The organism is Amycolatopsis sp. ATCC 39116, from assembly GCF_000231075.2.
In the GTDB taxonomy this organism is placed as follows: domain Bacteria; phylum Actinomycetota; class Actinomycetes; order Mycobacteriales; family Pseudonocardiaceae; genus Amycolatopsis_E; species Amycolatopsis_E tucumanensis.
The window spans coordinates 1-16308 of the sequence record NZ_AFWY03000046.1 but is presented as its reverse complement, the minus strand read 5'-3'; the positions used below and the strand labels follow the sequence as shown (position 1 = coordinate 16308).

Below are 16308 nucleotides of genomic sequence, written 5' to 3'. Positions count from 1 at the left end.
AGTCCTGCGCGCAACTGAGATGGTCGCGGAGGTGAGGTCGAGATGGCGGACACGTCACGGCTCCCGGTGCCTGTTGCCGAAACGTGGGAGTGGCAGAGGCACGGCAACTGCCGGAACTTGGACAGCTCGGTGTTCTTCCACCCGGACGGCGAACGGGGTTTCGCGCGGGCGGACCGGGTCGCGCGGGCGAAGCAGATCTGCATGTCCTGCCCGGTGATCGTCGAATGCCGGCACCACGCGCTCACCGCCGAAGAGCCCTTCGGCGTCTGGGGTGGGCTCGACGAGACCGAGCGGCGAGCGATGATCTCGCGGCGCAAGCAGCTGCTGGCCGGCGCTGAGAAGGAGCAGGAGTGCGTTTCGGTTACACCCTGATGACCGAACAGGCCGGGCCGAGGGAGCTGGTCCGGCACGCGGCGGCCGCCGAGCAGGCGGGGTTCGCGTTCGAGGTGTGCAGTGACCACTACTCGCCCTGGCTCGACGAACAAGGGCACGCCCCGTACGCGTGGAGCGTGCTGGGCGCGGTCACCCAGGTGACCGAACGCGTCGAGCTGCTGAGCTTCGTGACCTGTCCGCTCATGCGGTACCACCCGGCGGTGGTGGCGCAGAAGGCGGCGACCATCTCCCTGCTGTCGGGCGACCGGTTCACGCTCGGGCTGGGCGCGGGCGAGAACCTGAACGAGCACGTCGTCGGCCGCGGGTGGCCGCCGGTGAACGTGCGGCACGAGATGCTGAGCGAGGCGCTCGCGATCATCGGCGACCTGTTCGACGGCGGGTACGTCAACTACTCGGGTCAGCACTATCGGGTCGACTCGGCGAAGTTGTGGGACCTGCCGGAGCGGCGCACGCCGATCGGCGTCGCGGTGTCCGGCAAGCAGTCGGTGACGCGCTTCGCTCCGGTGGCCGACGCGCTGATCGCCACCGAGCCGAAGCCCGAGCTGGTGCACGCCTGGGACGAGGAGCGCGCCCAGCTGGGACAGGACTCTTCGCGCAAGTACGCGCAGCTGCCGGTGTGCTGGGACGCCGACCCGGAGGCGGCCAAGCAGCGGGCGCACGAGCAGTTCCGCTGGTTCGGCGGCGGCTGGAAGGTCAACGCCGAGCTGCCCGGCACGTCCGGGTTCGCCGGTGCGACCCAGTTCATCACCCCCGACGAGGTCGCACAGGCCATCCCGTGCGGCCCGGACGCCGAGCCGATCGTGAAGAGCGCCCAGGCCTTCGCCGACGCCGGCTTCACGGATCTGGCGCTGGTCCAGATCGGCGGCGACCACCAGGACGGGTTCTTCGAGTTCGCGTCGCGCGAACTCCTGCCCGCCCTGAACGAGGCCTACGGCACGGCCTAGTTCGTCTTGACGCGGCGGTGCCGCCTCACCACCCGTGCAGCTCGCATCGCCGCGGGTTTCCAAGACGGCTCCAGCCACGCGCAGCGTGCCCGTTGAGGGTGGTGGTGGGCTGGCGGGAGGGGTCGCTACCCGCACCGCCAGGCCAGCCGGTTGTCGATTGGTTCAGTCGAGCAGGTCGCCGTCGCGGGTGATCATGGCTCGCAGCTTGCCCAGGGCGCGGTGCTGCGTGACGCGGACGTTGCCTGCCGAGATGCCCAGCGCCTCGGCCGTCTCGTTCGCCGACAGGCCGACCGCGATCCGCAGCGTCAGGATCTCCTGCTGCAGCTGCGGGAGGGTGGCCAGCAGCTTGGTCATCCGGTCGCCGAGGTCGACGTCGAGCGCGTGCTTCTCCGGCTCGTTGTCGGCCAGCGGGCGTTCCGGCAGCTCGGCGACCGGGTCCGACCGGTCTCGCGAGACCAGGCGGTAGGCGTCGGCGACCTTGTTGGACGCGATGGCGTGCACCAGGTAGAGGAACGATCCGCCTCGGTCCTGGTACTGCGGCAGCGCGTGCAGGACGGCCAGGCAGACCTCCTGCGCGACGTCGTCCGCCGAGAGGTAGGACAGGTCGCGTCCGCCCAGCCGCGCCCGGCAGTACCGGACGGCGACCGGGGTGATCATCTGGATCAAGCGGTCCACGGCTCCGCGTTCACCGGTGGCGGCTTCGCGGACGACCGGGTCGAGCTCTTCTTTCGTGAGCCGCTGTGATGCCCGAGGAAAGGCCTGGGGCGTCAGCCCCGGCGCCTCGGGCTCGGCTCTTCCGGCAGTGACAGGCGGGACACTCGTTCGCATGGTCGGCTCCCCAACGACAACAACGATGACCCGTCGACCGGTCGCCGTCGGGGGCCCGCGTTTCTTGTTACTCTCGGTGAACGGGTACTCCCTCTAGGTCCCTGCCGACCCGTTCCCGATGAAACTGTGCGTAATCGTATGTGGTGGTCGCCCGGCAGTCCAGATTTCAACTAGACATACCCCATTCGCAGCAACAGCCCGCTCGATGGAGTTCTCCAGGTGCGCGAACCGAGCACCCATGAACAATCAAGCGCAAAAGTGACACACTTCTTGGCTATGTGACAACACGCAGGTCATCAGCGTGCGAAGACCCACCAACGCAGTACCGCGAACCGGACGATCCCGCCCAGACCGCTCGCCACCGCGAGTGCGACCGCCTGGAGGGTGGCCGACGGATTGGTGGTGAACAGGTGTAGCGAAAGCAGCACGAGTGATCCGTAGCCCGCGTAGAAGGCGAATGTCCCCGCCGACTGCAGGTGCAATCGAACGGGTGACGCGGAATGGCCGGCGAACGTTACGCGGCGCTGGAACTCGGTGTTGGCGAGCGTGGTCAGCGCGATGGCGAGCACGTTCGCGGTCACGGCGCCCAGCAGCGGGCGGCCGCCGAGGAAGAGGAGTTCCTGCAGGCCGGTCGTCAGCACTCCGGCGACGACGTACCAGGCGACCGGGTGGTGTTCGGCCGGACGGTGCGCGGCGGGAGCCTCCCGTGCCACCGGCCCGCTGATCCACGTTGCGGTCATACCCAAAACTTACCTACGCTCAGCAATTATTTGTACTGTACAACCACGTGAGCTTGATCTCGGGTTTGCCCGTTCCGCCGCTCGGGTATCGCCACCGCTAGGACAGCAGGTGAGGAGGACCGATGAGTGAGGCTCATGGCCATCCCGTGCCGGACGCGGTGGAGACCGATCCGGCCGCGTTGAACAGCGCGGAGGACCTCGACGAGGACCGGTTGCGCGTCGACCCGCTCGAGGAGGGCGTCGAGCCGCCGGAGCGGTACATGGCCTCCGACCGGTTCGGCACGACCCCGAACGAGGTGCGCGAGGGCGAGAGCCTCGACGGGCGGCTGGCGCAGGAGCGTCCGGACGTCCAGCCGGAGGACGTGCCCGCCGACGAGACCGAAACCCGCGACGGCCTGGACGTCGCCGACGCCGGGCAGAACCTCGGCGACGCGGTCGACCAGAAGGCGGACAACCCGCCCGGCTCGGTGCCGGACGCCATCCGGACACCGCCGGACGAAGACCCTGTGTGAAATCGGTCACATCGGCGCTGACCTGGCGAAACCCAGGGTGAACGGCGATGACGGCCGGTGCAGGACAGCGCTCGCGCGGGGGTGCCCCTACGGTCAGAGGTACGAGTGCACGTGACGCGAAGGGACTGACACGATGCTCGCTTTGACCGATGCCGCCGCCGAGGCCATCAGCGCCCTGACGGCACAGGAGGGCCAGACCGACAGTGGTGGCCTGCGCTTCGCCGTGCAGGCCCAGCAGGACAGCGGCGCGCAGCTGGCGCTGTCCGTGGCACCGGCTCCGGAGGACGGGGACCAGGTCGTTGGCGCGGACGGGGGCGCGAAGGTGTTCCTGGAGCCGCAGGCCGCGATCTTCCTGGACGACAAGGTGCTGGACGTCCAGCAGGACGAGCAGGGACAGCTGAACTTCGCCGTCCTGCCGCAGCCGGACGCGCAGCAGCCGGGCCTGTAGAACAAGGGACTTCCGCTGAGGGAGGGCGCCCGTGCGGCGTCCTCCCTCAGTGCGTTCCGGGGCCGAACCACCTCGTGAGCGCCTCGTGCAGGCCGTCGCCGTCGGAGCCGGTCCAGGCGATGAAGCAGTCCGGCCGCAGCAGGTACGCGGTCTCCAGCCCGGGCGCCTCGACGACGTCGACGGAGTTCCGCCACGGCCCGGCGTCCAGCGTCCCGGTCGGATCGAACAACAACGCCCGCCCGCCGCGGGCGAGCGCGGGCAGGTCCGGCAGGTCCGGTGCGAACCGCCCGGCCGGTTCACCGGGGCCGCCGACGTCGTAGCGGATGTCCGCGCCGGCCATCAGGTCGGCGATGTGCTGCCGGGTGCCGCGCAGTGCGAGCAGTTCCCCGAACAGCTCCCGCAGCGCGGTCACGTCGCCACCCGGCCGGATGAGCAGCGACTGCGCCTGCGTGTGCATCGCGACCCGTTGCGCGACCGGGCGCCGCTCGGACTCGTAGGTGTCCAGCACGTCCACCTCGCCGCGGGCCGCCGCCGCGAGCTTCCAGCCCAGGTTGACCGCGTCCTGCAGGCCGAGGTTGAGGCCGGGGCCGCCGATCGCGGAGTGCACGTGCGCCGCGTCGCCGAGCAGGAACACGCGGCGGTCCCGGTAGCGCTCGGCGATCCGGGTGTTCCCGCCGAACAGGCGGCGCACCAGGTGCGGCCCCGCGCCGGGTGGCGGCCCGAGCGGCAGGTCCGCGCCGAGCACGCGGGCGGCGCTGGCGCGCACTTCCGCCAGTGACGCTTCGCCGTCCGCGGGCAGGCCCCACTCCACGGTGCTGACCATCGGGTTCCGGTCGGGGAACGGCGCCCAGGTGATCAGCCCGCGTGCGGTCCGCAGGTGCTGGAACGGCGGCACGGCGCCGAACCCCGGGACCTCCAGCTCGCCGCCAGGGCCGATGAGCCCGGGTGGGACGCTGACCTCCGCCGAGTACGACACGGACTCGTCGGAGGTCACGCCGGGGAACCCGATCCCGGCCAGCTTGCGGACCACGCTGTGCCCGCCGTCCGCGCCGACGAGGAACCGCGCGCGGACCGGCTCGTGTCCGTCGACCTCGACGGTCACCGCGTCCGCGTCCTGGGTCAGACCGGTGACCTCGTGCCCGCGACGGACCTCGACGCCGAGTTCGGCCGCGCGTTCGGCGAGCACCTCCTCGATGCGCCGCTGGGGCACCATCAGCGTGTAGAGGTGGTGGGTGAGGTCGGCCAGCGGCAACGGGAAGGCGCCGAACACGAACCCGCGCGCGGGTTCGGGAGCGCCGGGCGCGCCGGTCAGCCGTTCGTACAGGCCGCGCCGGTCCAGCATCCGCACGACCTCGCCGACCAGGCCGTTGGCGCGGGGTTCGGTGCGGGGTCCGTCGAGACGTTCCAGGACGACCGCGCGGGTGCCGGACAGTGCGAGTTCGCAGGCGAGCATGAGGCCGTTCGGCCCGCCGCCCGCGATGACGACGTCGATCATGGAAAATCCTTCCGGGCAGGGGGAATCGGCCCGGGCACCCGCCCGGGCTGTCCACAGTGGAGTTACCGGCCCGTGGAGAGCAGGCCGAATGCTTCGGTGAGCAGGTCCGCCACCGGGCGATCGGTCCGGAGGTGGTGGCCGATCGCGGTGTGCACGGCGGCCACGACCGCGGCCGCCACCAGGTGCGGGTGCAGGTCCCGCTCGAGCGAGGCGCCGGTGCGCTCGGCGACCGCCGCGGCGATCTCGGCTTCCGCCACCGCGCCCGCCTTGAGCAGATCGCCCTGCAGGGCGGGGTCGGCGAGCATCAAGCGCACGCCGGCCGTCCAGGTCACCGGGTCGGGCACCGGGTGCTCGGCCGCGGCGAGGTCCGGGGTGAACTGGGCCGCGGCGGAGGCGCTGATCGCGTCCCACAACGGCTCGTCGGCCGGCCGCTCGCGGAGCACGACGGCGAGGTTGCGGAGGCGGTCGGTGTGGCGAGCCACGATCGCCTCGCCTTTGCTGGAGAAGTAGTTGTTGAACGTGCGCGGGGAGACCCCGGCCGCCTCGGCGATGTCCTCGACCTTGACGTTGCCGAACCCGCGCTCAACGGCCAGCCGGATGGCCGCCCAGCTGATCGCCGAGCGCGTCTCGGCTTTCTTCCGCTCCCGCAGGCCCATGGCTCCACGGTAGCAGAACTTGCGTGCCGCGCAAACATGCGTGACACGCAAGATTCAGAAGTGGCGCACGAGCTCCCGGAACGAACCCAGCGTCAGCACCCGATCGTCGGTCTCGTCCAGCTCGTCGTGCTCCAGCACCCAGGTGTTCGCGTTGGGGATGAACACCGCGTTCATGCCGGCCGCGCGGGCGGGGCGGATGTCCGACTTCGGCGAGTTGCCGATCATCCACGTCGACTCCGGCGCGAGCATCCGCGCCGACGCCAGGCCGCGGTACACCTCGACGTGCTTCTCCGGCACGATGTGCACCTCGCGGAAGTGGTGGGCCACCCCGGACGCGTCGATCTTGCGTTGCTGCTCCTCGCGGTCGCCCTTGGTCAGCAGCATCAGCTCGTGCCGCGAGCCCAGCTCGACGAGCGTCTCGGCGACGCCGGGGATCAGCTCGACCTCGTGGTTGATCAGCGCCGCCGCCAGCTCCTCGATGCGGGCACGCTCCGCCGCGGTCGCGGGACGCTCACGCAACTTCTCGAAGCACTCGCCGAGGCTGTGCAGGAACACCTTGGTCCCGTAGCCGTGTGACACCGCGTTCGCCCGCTCGATGTCGTCGAGGATCTCCCGCACCGCGGCGCGCTCCAGTGTGGGATGCGCGATCCAGTCCAGGTAGTCGTCGATGACCCGCTCGAAGATCACGTTGTTCTCCCACAACGTGTCGTCGGCGTCGAGGATCAGGACCTGCCCGTTCAGTCGCACGCTGCGCAGACTAGGAGCGGCCGCCGTCCGGGCGCACCTCATTAACGGCGCCATCGCCCGCCAGCACGGCAGCGACGTTGCGCGCCGCGAGCAGGGCCATCTCGGTCCGGGTTTCGACCGTGGCGGAGCCGAGGTGCGGTGTCACGACCACGTTGTCCATCTCCAGCAGCCGCGGCTCGACCTCGGGCTCCTTTTCGAACACGTCCAGCCCGGCGCCGGCGATCTCCCGCCGCAGCAGCGCGTCGGCCAGCGCGGCCTCGTCCACGACCGGTCCGCGCGTGGTGTTGATCAGGAACGCGCTGTGCTTCATCACGCCCAGCGCCTCGGCGTCGATCAGGTGCCGCGTCTCCGGCGTCAGCGGGCAGTGCAGCGACACCACGTCGGCGGTGCGCAGCAGCTCCAGGAACGACAGGTGCTCCGCGTGCAGCGCCGACTCCACCTCCGGCTTCGCGCGGGACCGTCCGCTGTAGACGATCCGCATGCCGAACGCGCGGGCCCGGTGGGCCACCGCCTGCCCGATCTGGCCGAGGCCGACGATGCCGAGGGTCTTGCCCTGCAGGCCGGAGCCGAGCATGAACCCGAGGTGGAACGACCAGGGTGTGCGGGACCGCAGCAGTCGTTCGCCCTCGCCGATGCGCCGCGTCACCGCGAGCAGCAGGCCGAACGCGAGGTCCGCGGTGGCGTCGGTCAGCACGCCGGGCGTGTTGGTGACCGTCACGCCCCGCGCGGCCAGCGCGGGCACGTCGATGTTGTCGTAGCCGACCGCGACGTTGGCCACGACCTTCAGCTGCGACCCGGCCGCGTCGGCCACCGCGCCGTCGACGCGGTCGTGCAGCATGCACACCACCGCGTCCGCGCCGCGCACCGCTTCGCGCAGCTCGTCGGGGCCGAGTGGCCGGTCCTCGCCGGACACCCAGACCTCGCCCGCCTCGCGGAGCACCACCATCGCTGCTTCCGGAACCCGCCGCGTCACCACGATTCGCATGGGCTCCAGCTTCGCAGGATCGGCGGCCGCTCGCGCTATTCGGGGTCCATGCCCCCGGGGCCGCCCTCGCCCTCCGGCTCGGCCTCGTCGGTGCCGACCTCGGGGTCCTGGTCGCGGTAGGTGGGCTCGGTGTGCTCGCCGCCGATGTCGGCGTCCTGCTGCTCACTCTCGGCCGTCACCGGATCGATTTCGGGTCCGCTCATGCGTCCACCCTTCCTTGCGTGGCTCCGGACGGCCAGCTATGTTCATATGTAGAACTTGTGTGCGGAATGCGAACGGAAGCAGCTCAATGGCCGAGATAACGTCGCTCCGTGACGCCGTCGCCCAGCTGGTGCGCGACGGGGACACGGTCGCCCTCGAAGGATTCACCCACCTGATCCCGCACGCGGCGGGGCAGGAGATCATCCGCCAGCGGCGCAGGGACCTCACGCTGGTCCGGATGACCCCGGACATCGTCTACGACCAGCTCATCGGCGCCGGGTGCGCGAAGAAGCTGATCTTCTCCTGGGGCGGCAACCCGGGCGTCGGGTCGCTGCACCGCTTCCGGGACGCCGTGCAGAACTCGTGGCCGGTGCCGCTGGAGATCGAGGAGCACAGCCACGCCGGCATGGCCAACCGCTACGTCGCCGGCGCGTCCGGGCTGCCGTTCGCGGTGCTGCGCGGCTACCGCGGCACGGACCTGCCCAAGCACACGGACACGATCAAGACGATCACCTGCCCGTTCACCGGCGAGGAACTGGCCGCGGTGCCGGCCATCAACCCGGACGTGTCGATCATCCACGCGCAGCGGGCCGACCGGGCGGGCAACGTCCAGATGTGGGGCCTGGTCGGGGTGCAGAGGGAGGCCGTGCTGGCCGCCAAGCGCAGCCTGGTCACGGTCGAGGAGGTCGTCGACGAGCTGACCCCGGTGCCCGGCCAGGTCATCCTGCCGACCTGGGCCGTCACGGCGGTCGCCGAAGTGCCCAACGGCGCGCACCCGTCCTACGCGGCTGGGTACTCCGAGCGCGACAACGAGTATTACGCGTATTGGGATTCCATTGGGCGGGAGAGGGACTCGTTCCAGCGCTGGCTGGACGAGAAGGTGTTCGGCGTGGAGGTGGCTCAGTGACGACGGTCGAACGGACGTACACGTCCGACGAGATGATGTCGATCGCCGCGGCCCGCGCGCTGACCGGTGGTCAGCGGGTGTTCGTCGGCATCGGCCTGCCCTCCACCGCGGCCAACCTCGCCCGCCGCACCCACGCCGAAGACCTGGTGCTCATCTACGAGTCCGGCACGCTCGGCTCGAAGCCCACCCGGCTGCCCGCGTCGATCGGTGACGGCATCCTCGCCGACACCGCCGACGCCGTGATCAGCGTGCCGGAGGTGTTCAACTACTGGCTGCAGCCCGGCCGGATCGACGTCGGCTTCCTCGGCGCGGCGCAGCTGGACAAGTTCGGCAACATCAACACCACGGTCATCGGCGCCGACTACGCCGACCCGAAGGTCCGCCTGCCGGGCGCCGGTGGCGCGCCGGAGATCGCCGCGAACTGCCACGAGGTCTACGTCGTGGTGCGGCAGAGCAAGCGCAGCTTCGTCGAGCAGGTCGACTTCATCACCTCCTTCGGCCACGGCCGCGGCAAGGGCGAGCGGGAGAAGCTGGGCCTGCCCGGCGCCGGCCCGACCCTGGTGATCACCGACCTCGGCGTGATGCGCCCCGACCCGGAGACCGCGGAGCTGGTGCTGACCCAGATCCACGAGGGCGTCACGGTGGAGCAGGTCAAGGAGGCGACCGGCTGGGACCTGAAGGTCGCGCCGGAGCTGGAGACCACGCCGCCGCCGACCGAGGCCGAGCTGAAGGCCCTGCGGGAGTTGAAGGCCGCCAAATGAGTGACGCATACGTTCTCGACGCCATCCGGACCCCGTTCGGCCGCTACGGCGGCGCCCTGGCGGGAGTCCGCCCCGACGACCTCGCCGCGCACGTGCTGCGTGAGCTGGCCTCCCGCAACGACCTCGACCCGGGCACGGTCGACGAGGTCGTGCTGGGCGACGCCAACCAGGCGGGGGAGGACAACCGCAACGTGGCGCGCATGGCCGCGCTGCTCGCGGGCTGGCCGACCTCGGTGCCCGGCACCACCGTGAACCGGCTGTGCGGCTCCGGCCTGGACGCGGTCATGCAGGCCAGCCGCACCATCGCGACCGGCGACGCGTCGCTGGTCGTCGCGGGCGGCGTGGAGTCGATGACCCGCGCGCCGATGATCCTGCTCAAGCCGGAGAAGGCGTACTCCCCGGCGACGCAGACCCTGCATTCGAGCACGCTCGGCTGGCGCATGGTCAACCCGGAGATGCCCGAGCAGTGGACGATCTCACTGGGCGAGAGCACCGAGCGGCTGGCCGAGCAGTACGGCATCACCCGCGAGGCACAGGACGAGTTCGCGCTGCGCAGCCACCTCAACGCGGCGAAGGCGTGGGACGCCGGCTTCTACGACGACCACGTCGTGCCCGTCCCTGGCACCGACCTGACCCGCGACGAGGGCATCCGCGCCGACTCGACCCTGGAGAAGCTGGGCAAGCTCAAGCCCGCGTTCCGCAAGAACGGCACCATCACCGCGGGCAACGCCTCGCCGCTCAACGACGGCGCGTCCGCCGTCCTGCTGGGCGACCAGGCCGCGGCTGACCGGCTCGGCACGACACCGCTGGCACGCATCGCGGGTCGCGGCGCGGCGGGTGTCGATCCGGACGTGTTCGGCATCGGCCCGGTGCGGGCCGCGGAGATCGCGCTGGAGCGCGCCGGGATCGGCTGGGAGCAGCTGGCCGCGGTCGAGCTGAACGAGGCGTTCGCCGCGCAGTGCCTGTCCTGCTTCGCCGACTGGCCCAAGCTCGACCCGTCGATCGTGAACGTCAACGGCGGCGCGATCGCGATCGGGCACCCGCTGGGCGCCTCCGGTGGCCGCATTCTCGCGTCGCTGGCCTACGAGCTGCGCCGCCGCGGCGGTGGCTACGGGCTGGCCGCGATCTGCATCGGCGTGGGCCAGGGGCTCGCGGTCGTGCTGGAAGCGTGAGGAGAAAGGAAACCGTGCTATGGCAGCACCGACGAGTAACAAGCTGATCCTGCCGCGCTACCGGCGGGACCCGGAGGGCACGCACCCGCCGCTGGACTCACCGGGCTACCGGTCGACGGCCCTGCGGCACCCGAAGCAGCCGCTCGTTCTGCTGCCGCAGATGCTCACCGAGGTGACCGGCCCACTGCTCGGCCCCGGCCGCCTCGGTGAGTTCGACAACGACCTGACCCGCCAGCACGCGGAAGAGCCGCAGGGGCAGCGCATCCTGGTGCACGGCCGCCTGCTCGACGGCGACGGCCGGGGCATCCCGAACTCGCTGATCGAGATCTGGCAGGCCAACGCGGGCGGCCGCTACCGGCACATCGGTGACAACTGGCCCGCGCCCCTGGACCCGAACTTCGACGGCGTCGGCCGCACCATCACCGACTCGGAAGGCCGCTACGAGTTCACCACCATCAAGCCGGGCGCGTACCCGTGGAAGAACCACGACAACGCCTGGCGGCCCGCGCACATCCACTTCTCGGTGTTCGGGCAGGCGTTCACGCAGCGCCTGGTGACGCAGATGTACTTCCCGGACGACCCGCTGTTCTTCCAGGACCCGATCTTCAACTCGATCCCGGACGAGAAGGCGCGGCAGCGGATGATCTCGCGGTTCGACTACAGCCGAACCACCGATCACTGGGCGCTGGCGTTCGAGTTCGACATCGTGGTGCGCGGGCGCGAGCAGTCGGTTTTCGAGAACGAGGAGGAGGAGGACGAGTGAGCGACACTTGGCCCTTTTCGCGCTTGCTCGTCCGACCGGGTGCGGGTGTCCCGCAGAACACAGAGGAAGACGAATGACGACCCCTTCGCAGACCGTCGGCCCCTACCTCGCGATCGGCCTGCCCTGGGAGGACGGCCCGACCGTGGTGCCCGAGGGCACCGAGGGCGCGGTGTGGATCCGCGGCACCGTCACCGACGGCGAGGGCAACCCGGTCCCGGACGCGATGATCGAGACCTGGCAGGCCGATCCGCAGGGCCGCTTCGACCACCCGGACGACCCGCGCGGCCGCGTTCCCGGGTTCCGCGGGTTCGGCCGTTGCCCGACCAAGCCGGACGGCAGCTACGAGATCCTCACCCTGCTGCCGGGCGCGATCCCGGGCGAGAACGGCGCGACGCAGGCCCCGCACATCGACGTGTCGGTGTTCGCGCGCGGGCTGCTGCACCGGGTCGTCACGCGCATCTACTTCCCGGAGAACACCGAGGCCAACGCCGCCGACGCGGTGCTGAACTCGGTGCCGGAAGACCGGCGCGGCACGCTGATCGCGGCCAAGACCGACGACGGGTACCGCTTCGACGTGCGTCTCCAGGGTGAGGCTGAGACAGTGTTCTTCGATGTCTGACCTGTTCGACCCGATTCTCGCCGCCGGGCCGGTCCGCGACGAGGTCTCCGACGCCGCCTGGCTGCGGGGACTGCTCGACGCGGAAGCGGCGCTGGCGGAGGCGGAGGCGGACGCGGGCGTGATCCCGCGCGAGCACGCCGACCGGATCGCCGCCGTGGCTCGTGACGGGAAGTTCGACCCCGCCGCGATCGGTGCGAAGTCCGTCGGCGTCGGCAACCCCGCCGCGCCGCTCGTGCGGGAGCTGACCGCGCAGGTCGGCGGCGAGGCGGGCCGCGTCGTGCACCTCGGCGCGACCAGCCAGGACATCGTGGACACCGCGGCGATGCTGGTGTCCACGCGTGCGGTGGACGTGCTGCTCGGCGAGGTCGAGGCGTGCGCGGACCGGCTCGCCGAGCTGGCGCGGGAGCACGCCGGCACTGTCCAAGCGGGACGGACGTTGCTGCAGCAGGCGCTGCCGGTGACGTTCGGGTTCCAGCTCGCAGGCTGGCTCTCCGGGCTGGACGCGGCCGCGGACCGGTTGCGGGCACAGCGGTTCGCGGTGCAGCTCGGCGGGGCGACCGGCACGCTGGCGTCGCTGGGCGAGCAGGGGCCGGCGGTGCTGGCGGCCTTCGCGCGCAGGCTCGGGCTGGCGGAACCCGCGATGCCGTGGCACACCGAGCGGACGCGCATCGCGGAACTCGCCGGGGCGCTCGGTTCGTTGGCGGGTGTGGTCGCCGGTGCGTCGCGGTCGCTGGTGCTGCTCGCGCAGACCGAGGTCGGGGAGATCGCCGAGGTCGCCGAGGGCAGCGGCGGCTCGTCCACCATGCCGCACAAGCGGAACCCGGTCGCCGCGGTGGCGGCCGGGGCGGCCGCGCAGCAGGCGCCCGGACTGGTCGCGACCCTGCTCGGCGCGATGGCGCAGGAGCACCAGCGCGCCGCCGGGTCCTGGCACGCCGAGTGGCGCCCGCTGACGGAACTGTTCCGCAGCACCGGATCCGCCGTGCACTGGCTGCGCACGAGCCTGGACCGGCTCCAGGTCGACGCGGACCGGATGCGCGCGAACTTGGACATCACGCGCGGTGCGCTGCTGTCCGAACGGATCACGACCGCGTTGGCGGCCGAGACCGGGCGGCTCGAAGCACACGACGCGGTGAGCGCGTGCACTCGCCGCGCTTTGGCCGGCGAGGGCGAGCTGGCCGATCTGCTGGCCGAGGACGCCTTGGTGGGCAAGCACCTGTCGCGCGAGCGCATCGGCGAACTGCTGGACCCGGCCGGTTACCTGGGGAGCGCGCGGGTCTTCGTCGAACGGGTGCTGGAGAAGCGAAAGGGGACTTCGTGAAGGTCCACTACGAGACCGCGGGCGACGGCGAACTCGTCGTCCTGAGCAACTCCATCGGCAGCAACCTGCGCATGTGGGAGCCGCAGGTGAAGCCGTTGGTGGACAACGGTTTCCGCGTCGTCCGCTACGACACGCGGGGTCACGGGCAGTCGCCGGTGCCGCCAGGGCCGTACTCGATCGCCGACCTCGGGCGTGACGTCGTCGAGCTGCTGGACACGCTCGGCGTCGAGTCCGCGCACTTCGTCGGCCTGTCGCTGGGCGGGATGACCGGCGCCTGGCTCGGGCAGCACGCGCCGTCGCGGATCCGGTCGCTGGCCCTGACGTTCACCTCGGTCAAGCCCGGCAACGTCGACATGTGGACCGGGCGCGCGAAGCAGGTGCGTGCCGAGGGCATGGCGACGATCGCCGAGGGCAGCATCGGCCGGTGGTTCACGCGGGACTGGATCGACGCGAACCCCGAACTGGCCGAGGAGCTGCGGCAGATGACGGCCACGACCCCGGCCGAGGGCTACGCGTCGTGCTGCGAGGCCATCGCCGGGCTCGACCTGACCGCCGGGCTGGGCACGATCACCGCGCCGACCCTGGTGATCTCGGGAGCCGACGACGCCGCGCTGCCGCCCGCGCACGGGCAGGTCATCGCCGACGGCATCCCGGGCGCGAAGTTCGAGTTGATCGACCACGCCGCCCACCTGGGCAGCTACCAGCAGCCAGGCAAGTTCACCGAACTGCTCCTGGAGCACCTGAAGGGGGCGCGATGAGCGACGAGCTGTACGACGCGGGCATGAAGGTCCGGCGCGAGGTGCTGGGCGACGCGCACGTCGACCGTGCCACCGCCAACGCGACCGAGTTCACGCAGAAGTTCCAGGACTACATCACCCGCGCCGCGTGGGGCTCGATCTGGACCCGCGAGGGCCTGGACCGCAAGACCCGCAGCTGCATCACGCTGGCCGTGCTCACCGCGCTGCACTGCCACGGCGAGATCGCGATGCACGTCCGCGCCGCCGTCGGCAACGGGCTGACCGCCGACGAGATCGGCGAGGTGCTGCTGCACGCCGGCGTGTACGCGGGGGTGCCGGCGGCCAACGAGGCGTTCGCCATCGCGCAGAAGACACTGGCCGAGATGGGAGAGCCCACCGCCCAGCCGCGCGCCCACTAATCCCGCCCGTCGCCCGCCACCACCCTCAACGGAGGCGCTTCGCGCCGCAGTTAGATTGGGAATATGGAACCGACCGAGCGCGGCGCGCACCACGTCCAGTCGCTGGAACGCGGCCTGGCCGTGATCCGCGCGTTCGGCGCCGGGGCGCCCGAGCTGACGCTGTCCGACGTGGCGCGCTCGACCGGCCTGACCCGCGCCGCGGCCCGGCGGTTCCTGCTGACGCTCGTCGACCTCGGGTACGTGCGCACGGACGGGAAGTACTTCTCGCTGACCGCGCGTGTGCTGGAGCTCGGCTACGCGTTCCTGTCCAGCATGACGCTGCCCGAGGTCGCGCAGCCGCACCTGGAGCGGCTGTCCGCGGAGGTGCGCGAGTCGAGTTCGGTGTCCGTGCTGGAGGGCGCCGACATCGTCTACGTCGCGCGTGTCGCGGTGTCCCGGATCATGACGGTGAGCATCAACGTCGGCACCCGGTTCCCCGCCTACGCCACCTCGATGGGGCACGTGCTGCTCGCCGGGCTCGACGACGAGGGGTTCGCCCGGTACCTGGAGCAGGCCGAGTTGCAGCGGCTGACCTCGCACACGCTCACCTCGCCCGCCGCGTTGCGGGCCGAGCTGGCGGCGGTGCGGCAGCAGGGCTGGGCGCTGGTGGACCAGGAGCTGGAGGAAGGGCTGCGGTCGGTCGCGGCGCCGATCCGGGACCGGCAGGGCCGCGTCGTGGCGGCGGTGAACGTGTCCACCCATGCCAGCCGCACGCCGCGGGAGACGGTGATCGAGGAGATGGTGCCGCCGCTGCTGGCCGCCGCGAAGCGCATCGAGGACGACCTGGCCGTCGCACCCGCGCAGGCGCGCCGTGGGTGAGTGCGCCGGGCTGCTGCTGGCGGCCGGCGCCGGGCGGCGGATGGGGCGTCCGAAGGCGCTGGTCGAACTGGACGGGGAACCGTTGCTGCGCCGGGCTTTGCGCGCGCTGACCGACGGTGGCTGTGCGCCGGTGCGGGTGGTGGTTGGCGCGCAGGCTTCGGATGTGCGGGCGTTGCTGCCGGATCCGTCGTGGTCGGTCGAGTCGCCGGACTGGGCCAGCGGAATGGGCGCGTCGCTGCGGGCCGGGCTGCGGGCACTGCCGGACGCGTCGGCCGTGCTGGTGCACCTGGTCGACCTGCCGGGGGTGGACGCCCGCATCGTGGCGCGGCTGCGGGCGCTGGCCTCGCCGGACGTGGTCGCGCGCGCCGCCTACGACGGGGTGCCGGGGCATCCGGTGCTGTTCGGCCACCGCTGGTGGGACGAGGTCGCGGAGAGCGCCTCGGGGGACCGCGGAGCCCGCGACTGGCTCCGCGGCCGCACCGATCTGCGGCTGGTGGAGTGCGCCGACCTGGGCGGCGGCCAGGACGTGGACACCCCAGCGGACCTGCGGCGCTGAGCGGCGCCGGCGCCGCGCAGGCTGGTCCGCCAGCAGGTGCACTTGGCCGGGATTCCGGCCCCGGACCGGCCGCGCTGACCGGCGACCACCCCGCCGACCCGGTTCGCCCGGCGGGTGTCCCGTGGAGTTCGGTGGTCACCCATGGCCGGACGTGGATACCCCTGCGGACCTGCCCCGCCAGGCGGCGACAACCCCGGGCCACGCCGGTTCACCGGCAGGCGCCCTTCGCCGGGATTCCGGCCCGCAGAT

Annotated in this window: 21 protein-coding genes; 14 read left to right on the top strand and 7 right to left on the bottom strand. The window is 71.6% G+C overall.

Going from position 1 to position 16308, the window contains the following annotated elements:
- The first annotated feature begins 42 nt into the window (after nt 1–42).
- Nucleotides 43–372 (top strand): WhiB family transcriptional regulator, encoded by a 330-nt coding sequence (locus tag AMY39116_RS0332185; protein WP_020421721.1) that lies wholly within the window; start codon nt 43–45, stop codon nt 370–372.
- Nucleotides 351–1337 carry a TIGR03557 family F420-dependent LLM class oxidoreductase gene (locus tag AMY39116_RS0332180; RefSeq protein WP_027936402.1) on the top strand — a complete coding sequence of 329 codons (987 nt, stop codon included), beginning with the start codon at nt 351–353 and terminating at the stop codon, nt 1335–1337. Before AMY39116_RS0332185 ends, AMY39116_RS0332180 begins: the two co-directional genes overlap by 22 nt.
- Before the next feature lie 162 nt (nt 1338–1499).
- On the opposite strand, the gene shbA is transcribed toward AMY39116_RS0332180, so the two are convergent.
- Both shbA and AMY39116_RS0332170 read right to left on the bottom strand, forming a co-directional pair.
- The gene (gene shbA / locus AMY39116_RS43990) at nt 1500–2165 is read right to left on the bottom strand and encodes an RNA polymerase sigma factor ShbA (RefSeq protein ID WP_026153409.1); all 666 of its coding nucleotides are present in this window, start codon (nt 2163–2165) and stop codon (nt 1500–1502) included.
- A gap of 296 nt (nt 2166–2461) precedes the next feature.
- Nucleotides 2462–2905, bottom strand: a complete 444-nt coding sequence (locus AMY39116_RS0332170) for a GtrA family protein (protein WP_020421719.1) — start codon at nt 2903–2905, stop codon at nt 2462–2464.
- Between the two features lie 122 nt (nt 2906–3027).
- On the opposite strand from AMY39116_RS0332170, the gene AMY39116_RS0332165 reads away from it, so the two are divergent.
- Nucleotides 3028–3417: a hypothetical protein gene (locus AMY39116_RS0332165; RefSeq protein WP_039791883.1), complete on the top strand. Its 390-nt coding sequence runs from the start codon at nt 3028–3030 to the stop codon at nt 3415–3417.
- Between the two features lie 133 nt (nt 3418–3550).
- Entirely contained in the window at nt 3551–3865 is a 315-nt protein-coding gene (locus tag AMY39116_RS0332160; protein ID WP_017984337.1) for an iron-sulfur cluster assembly accessory protein, read from the top strand.
- 46 nt (nt 3866–3911) lie between these two features.
- Here the strand turns inward: AMY39116_RS0332160 and AMY39116_RS0332155 are convergent, their stop codons facing one another.
- From AMY39116_RS0332155 to AMY39116_RS46875, 5 genes are all read right to left on the bottom strand, one after another.
- Complete coding sequence (locus AMY39116_RS0332155; protein WP_020421717.1) at nt 3912–5360, bottom strand: FAD-dependent monooxygenase; 1449 nt, start codon at nt 5358–5360, stop codon at nt 3912–3914.
- 62 nt (nt 5361–5422) lie between these two features.
- A complete protein-coding gene (locus AMY39116_RS0332150) occupies nt 5423–6016 on the bottom strand; it encodes a TetR family transcriptional regulator (RefSeq protein WP_020421716.1) in 594 nt (197 codons plus the stop codon).
- Between the two features lie 54 nt (nt 6017–6070).
- Nucleotides 6071–6763, bottom strand: coding sequence for an HAD family hydrolase (locus AMY39116_RS0332145; protein WP_020421715.1), 693 nt, complete (start codon nt 6761–6763; stop codon nt 6071–6073).
- Nucleotides 6764–6773: 10 nt separating this feature from the next.
- On the bottom strand, nt 6774–7748 hold the full coding sequence (locus AMY39116_RS0332140; protein WP_039791882.1) for a D-glycerate dehydrogenase: 975 nt from the start codon (nt 7746–7748) through the stop codon (nt 6774–6776).
- Nucleotides 7749–7783: 35 nt separating this feature from the next.
- Nucleotides 7784–7951, bottom strand: a complete 168-nt coding sequence (locus tag AMY39116_RS46875; RefSeq protein ID WP_020421713.1) for a hypothetical protein — start codon at nt 7949–7951, stop codon at nt 7784–7786.
- An 86-nt stretch (nt 7952–8037) separates the two neighbouring features.
- On the opposite strand from AMY39116_RS46875, the gene AMY39116_RS0332130 reads away from it, so the two are divergent.
- From AMY39116_RS0332130 to AMY39116_RS0332085, 10 genes are all read left to right on the top strand, one after another.
- On the top strand, nt 8038–8856 hold the full coding sequence (locus AMY39116_RS0332130; protein ID WP_020421712.1) for a CoA transferase subunit A: 819 nt from the start codon (nt 8038–8040) through the stop codon (nt 8854–8856).
- Nucleotides 8857–8888: 32 nt separating this feature from the next.
- On the top strand, nt 8889–9617 hold the full coding sequence (locus AMY39116_RS0332125; protein WP_051123640.1) for a CoA-transferase subunit beta: 729 nt from the start codon (nt 8889–8891) through the stop codon (nt 9615–9617).
- Complete coding sequence (locus AMY39116_RS0332120; RefSeq protein ID WP_020421710.1) at nt 9614–10789, top strand: thiolase family protein; 1176 nt, start codon at nt 9614–9616, stop codon at nt 10787–10789. The genes AMY39116_RS0332125 and AMY39116_RS0332120 overlap by 4 nt, the downstream gene beginning before the upstream one ends.
- Nucleotides 10790–10808: 19 nt before the next feature.
- Nucleotides 10809–11552, top strand: coding sequence for a protocatechuate 3,4-dioxygenase subunit beta (pcaH, locus tag AMY39116_RS0332115; RefSeq protein WP_020421709.1), 744 nt, complete (start codon nt 10809–10811; stop codon nt 11550–11552).
- A 73-nt stretch (nt 11553–11625) separates the two neighbouring features.
- A complete protein-coding gene (gene pcaG, locus AMY39116_RS0332110; RefSeq protein WP_020421708.1) occupies nt 11626–12171 on the top strand; it encodes a protocatechuate 3,4-dioxygenase subunit alpha in 546 nt (181 codons plus the stop codon).
- The gene (gene pcaB / locus AMY39116_RS0332105; RefSeq protein ID WP_020421707.1) at nt 12164–13489 is read left to right on the top strand and encodes a 3-carboxy-cis,cis-muconate cycloisomerase; all 1326 of its coding nucleotides are present in this window, start codon (nt 12164–12166) and stop codon (nt 13487–13489) included. The genes pcaG and pcaB overlap by 8 nt, the downstream gene beginning before the upstream one ends.
- Complete coding sequence (gene pcaD / locus AMY39116_RS0332100; protein ID WP_020421706.1) at nt 13486–14247, top strand: 3-oxoadipate enol-lactonase; 762 nt, start codon at nt 13486–13488, stop codon at nt 14245–14247. Before pcaB ends, pcaD begins: the two co-directional genes overlap by 4 nt.
- Nucleotides 14244–14645: a 4-carboxymuconolactone decarboxylase gene (gene pcaC, locus AMY39116_RS0332095; RefSeq protein WP_020421705.1), complete on the top strand. Its 402-nt coding sequence runs from the start codon at nt 14244–14246 to the stop codon at nt 14643–14645. The genes pcaD and pcaC overlap by 4 nt, the downstream gene beginning before the upstream one ends.
- Before the next feature lie 63 nt (nt 14646–14708).
- Nucleotides 14709–15503, top strand: a complete 795-nt coding sequence (locus AMY39116_RS0332090) for an IclR family transcriptional regulator (RefSeq protein WP_020421704.1) — start codon at nt 14709–14711, stop codon at nt 15501–15503.
- On the top strand, nt 15496–16059 hold the full coding sequence (locus tag AMY39116_RS0332085) for an NTP transferase domain-containing protein (RefSeq protein WP_020421703.1): 564 nt from the start codon (nt 15496–15498) through the stop codon (nt 16057–16059). Before AMY39116_RS0332090 ends, AMY39116_RS0332085 begins: the two co-directional genes overlap by 8 nt.
- Nucleotides 16060–16308 lie beyond the last annotated feature (249 nt).

Coding starts and splice junctions, on each gene's coding strand:
- AMY39116_RS0332185 (WP_020421721.1), top strand. CDS start 43: ATGGCGGACACGTCACGGCTCCCGGTGCCTGTTGCCGAAACGTGGGAG.
- shbA (WP_026153409.1), bottom strand. CDS start 2,165: ATGCGAACGAGTGTCCCGCCTGTCACTGCCGGAAGAGCCGAGCCCGAG.
- AMY39116_RS0332170 (WP_020421719.1), bottom strand. CDS start 2,905: ATGACCGCAACGTGGATCAGCGGGCCGGTGGCACGGGAGGCTCCCGCC.
- AMY39116_RS0332165 (WP_039791883.1), top strand. CDS start 3,028: ATGAGTGAGGCTCATGGCCATCCCGTGCCGGACGCGGTGGAGACCGAT.
- AMY39116_RS0332160 (WP_017984337.1), top strand. CDS start 3,551: ATGCTCGCTTTGACCGATGCCGCCGCCGAGGCCATCAGCGCCCTGACG.
- AMY39116_RS0332155 (WP_020421717.1), bottom strand. CDS start 5,360: ATGATCGACGTCGTCATCGCGGGCGGCGGGCCGAACGGCCTCATGCTC.
- AMY39116_RS0332150 (WP_020421716.1), bottom strand. CDS start 6,016: ATGGGCCTGCGGGAGCGGAAGAAAGCCGAGACGCGCTCGGCGATCAGC.
- AMY39116_RS0332140 (WP_039791882.1), bottom strand. CDS start 7,748: ATGCGAATCGTGGTGACGCGGCGGGTTCCGGAAGCAGCGATGGTGGTG.
- AMY39116_RS46875 (WP_020421713.1), bottom strand. CDS start 7,951: ATGAGCGGACCCGAAATCGATCCGGTGACGGCCGAGAGTGAGCAGCAG.
- AMY39116_RS0332130 (WP_020421712.1), top strand. CDS start 8,038: ATGGCCGAGATAACGTCGCTCCGTGACGCCGTCGCCCAGCTGGTGCGC.
- AMY39116_RS0332125 (WP_051123640.1), top strand. CDS start 8,889: ATGATGTCGATCGCCGCGGCCCGCGCGCTGACCGGTGGTCAGCGGGTG.
- AMY39116_RS0332120 (WP_020421710.1), top strand. CDS start 9,614: ATGAGTGACGCATACGTTCTCGACGCCATCCGGACCCCGTTCGGCCGC.
- pcaH (WP_020421709.1), top strand. CDS start 10,809: ATGGCAGCACCGACGAGTAACAAGCTGATCCTGCCGCGCTACCGGCGG.
- pcaG (WP_020421708.1), top strand. CDS start 11,626: ATGACGACCCCTTCGCAGACCGTCGGCCCCTACCTCGCGATCGGCCTG.
- pcaB (WP_020421707.1), top strand. CDS start 12,164: ATGTCTGACCTGTTCGACCCGATTCTCGCCGCCGGGCCGGTCCGCGAC.
- pcaC (WP_020421705.1), top strand. CDS start 14,244: ATGAGCGACGAGCTGTACGACGCGGGCATGAAGGTCCGGCGCGAGGTG.
- AMY39116_RS0332090 (WP_020421704.1), top strand. CDS start 14,709: ATGGAACCGACCGAGCGCGGCGCGCACCACGTCCAGTCGCTGGAACGC.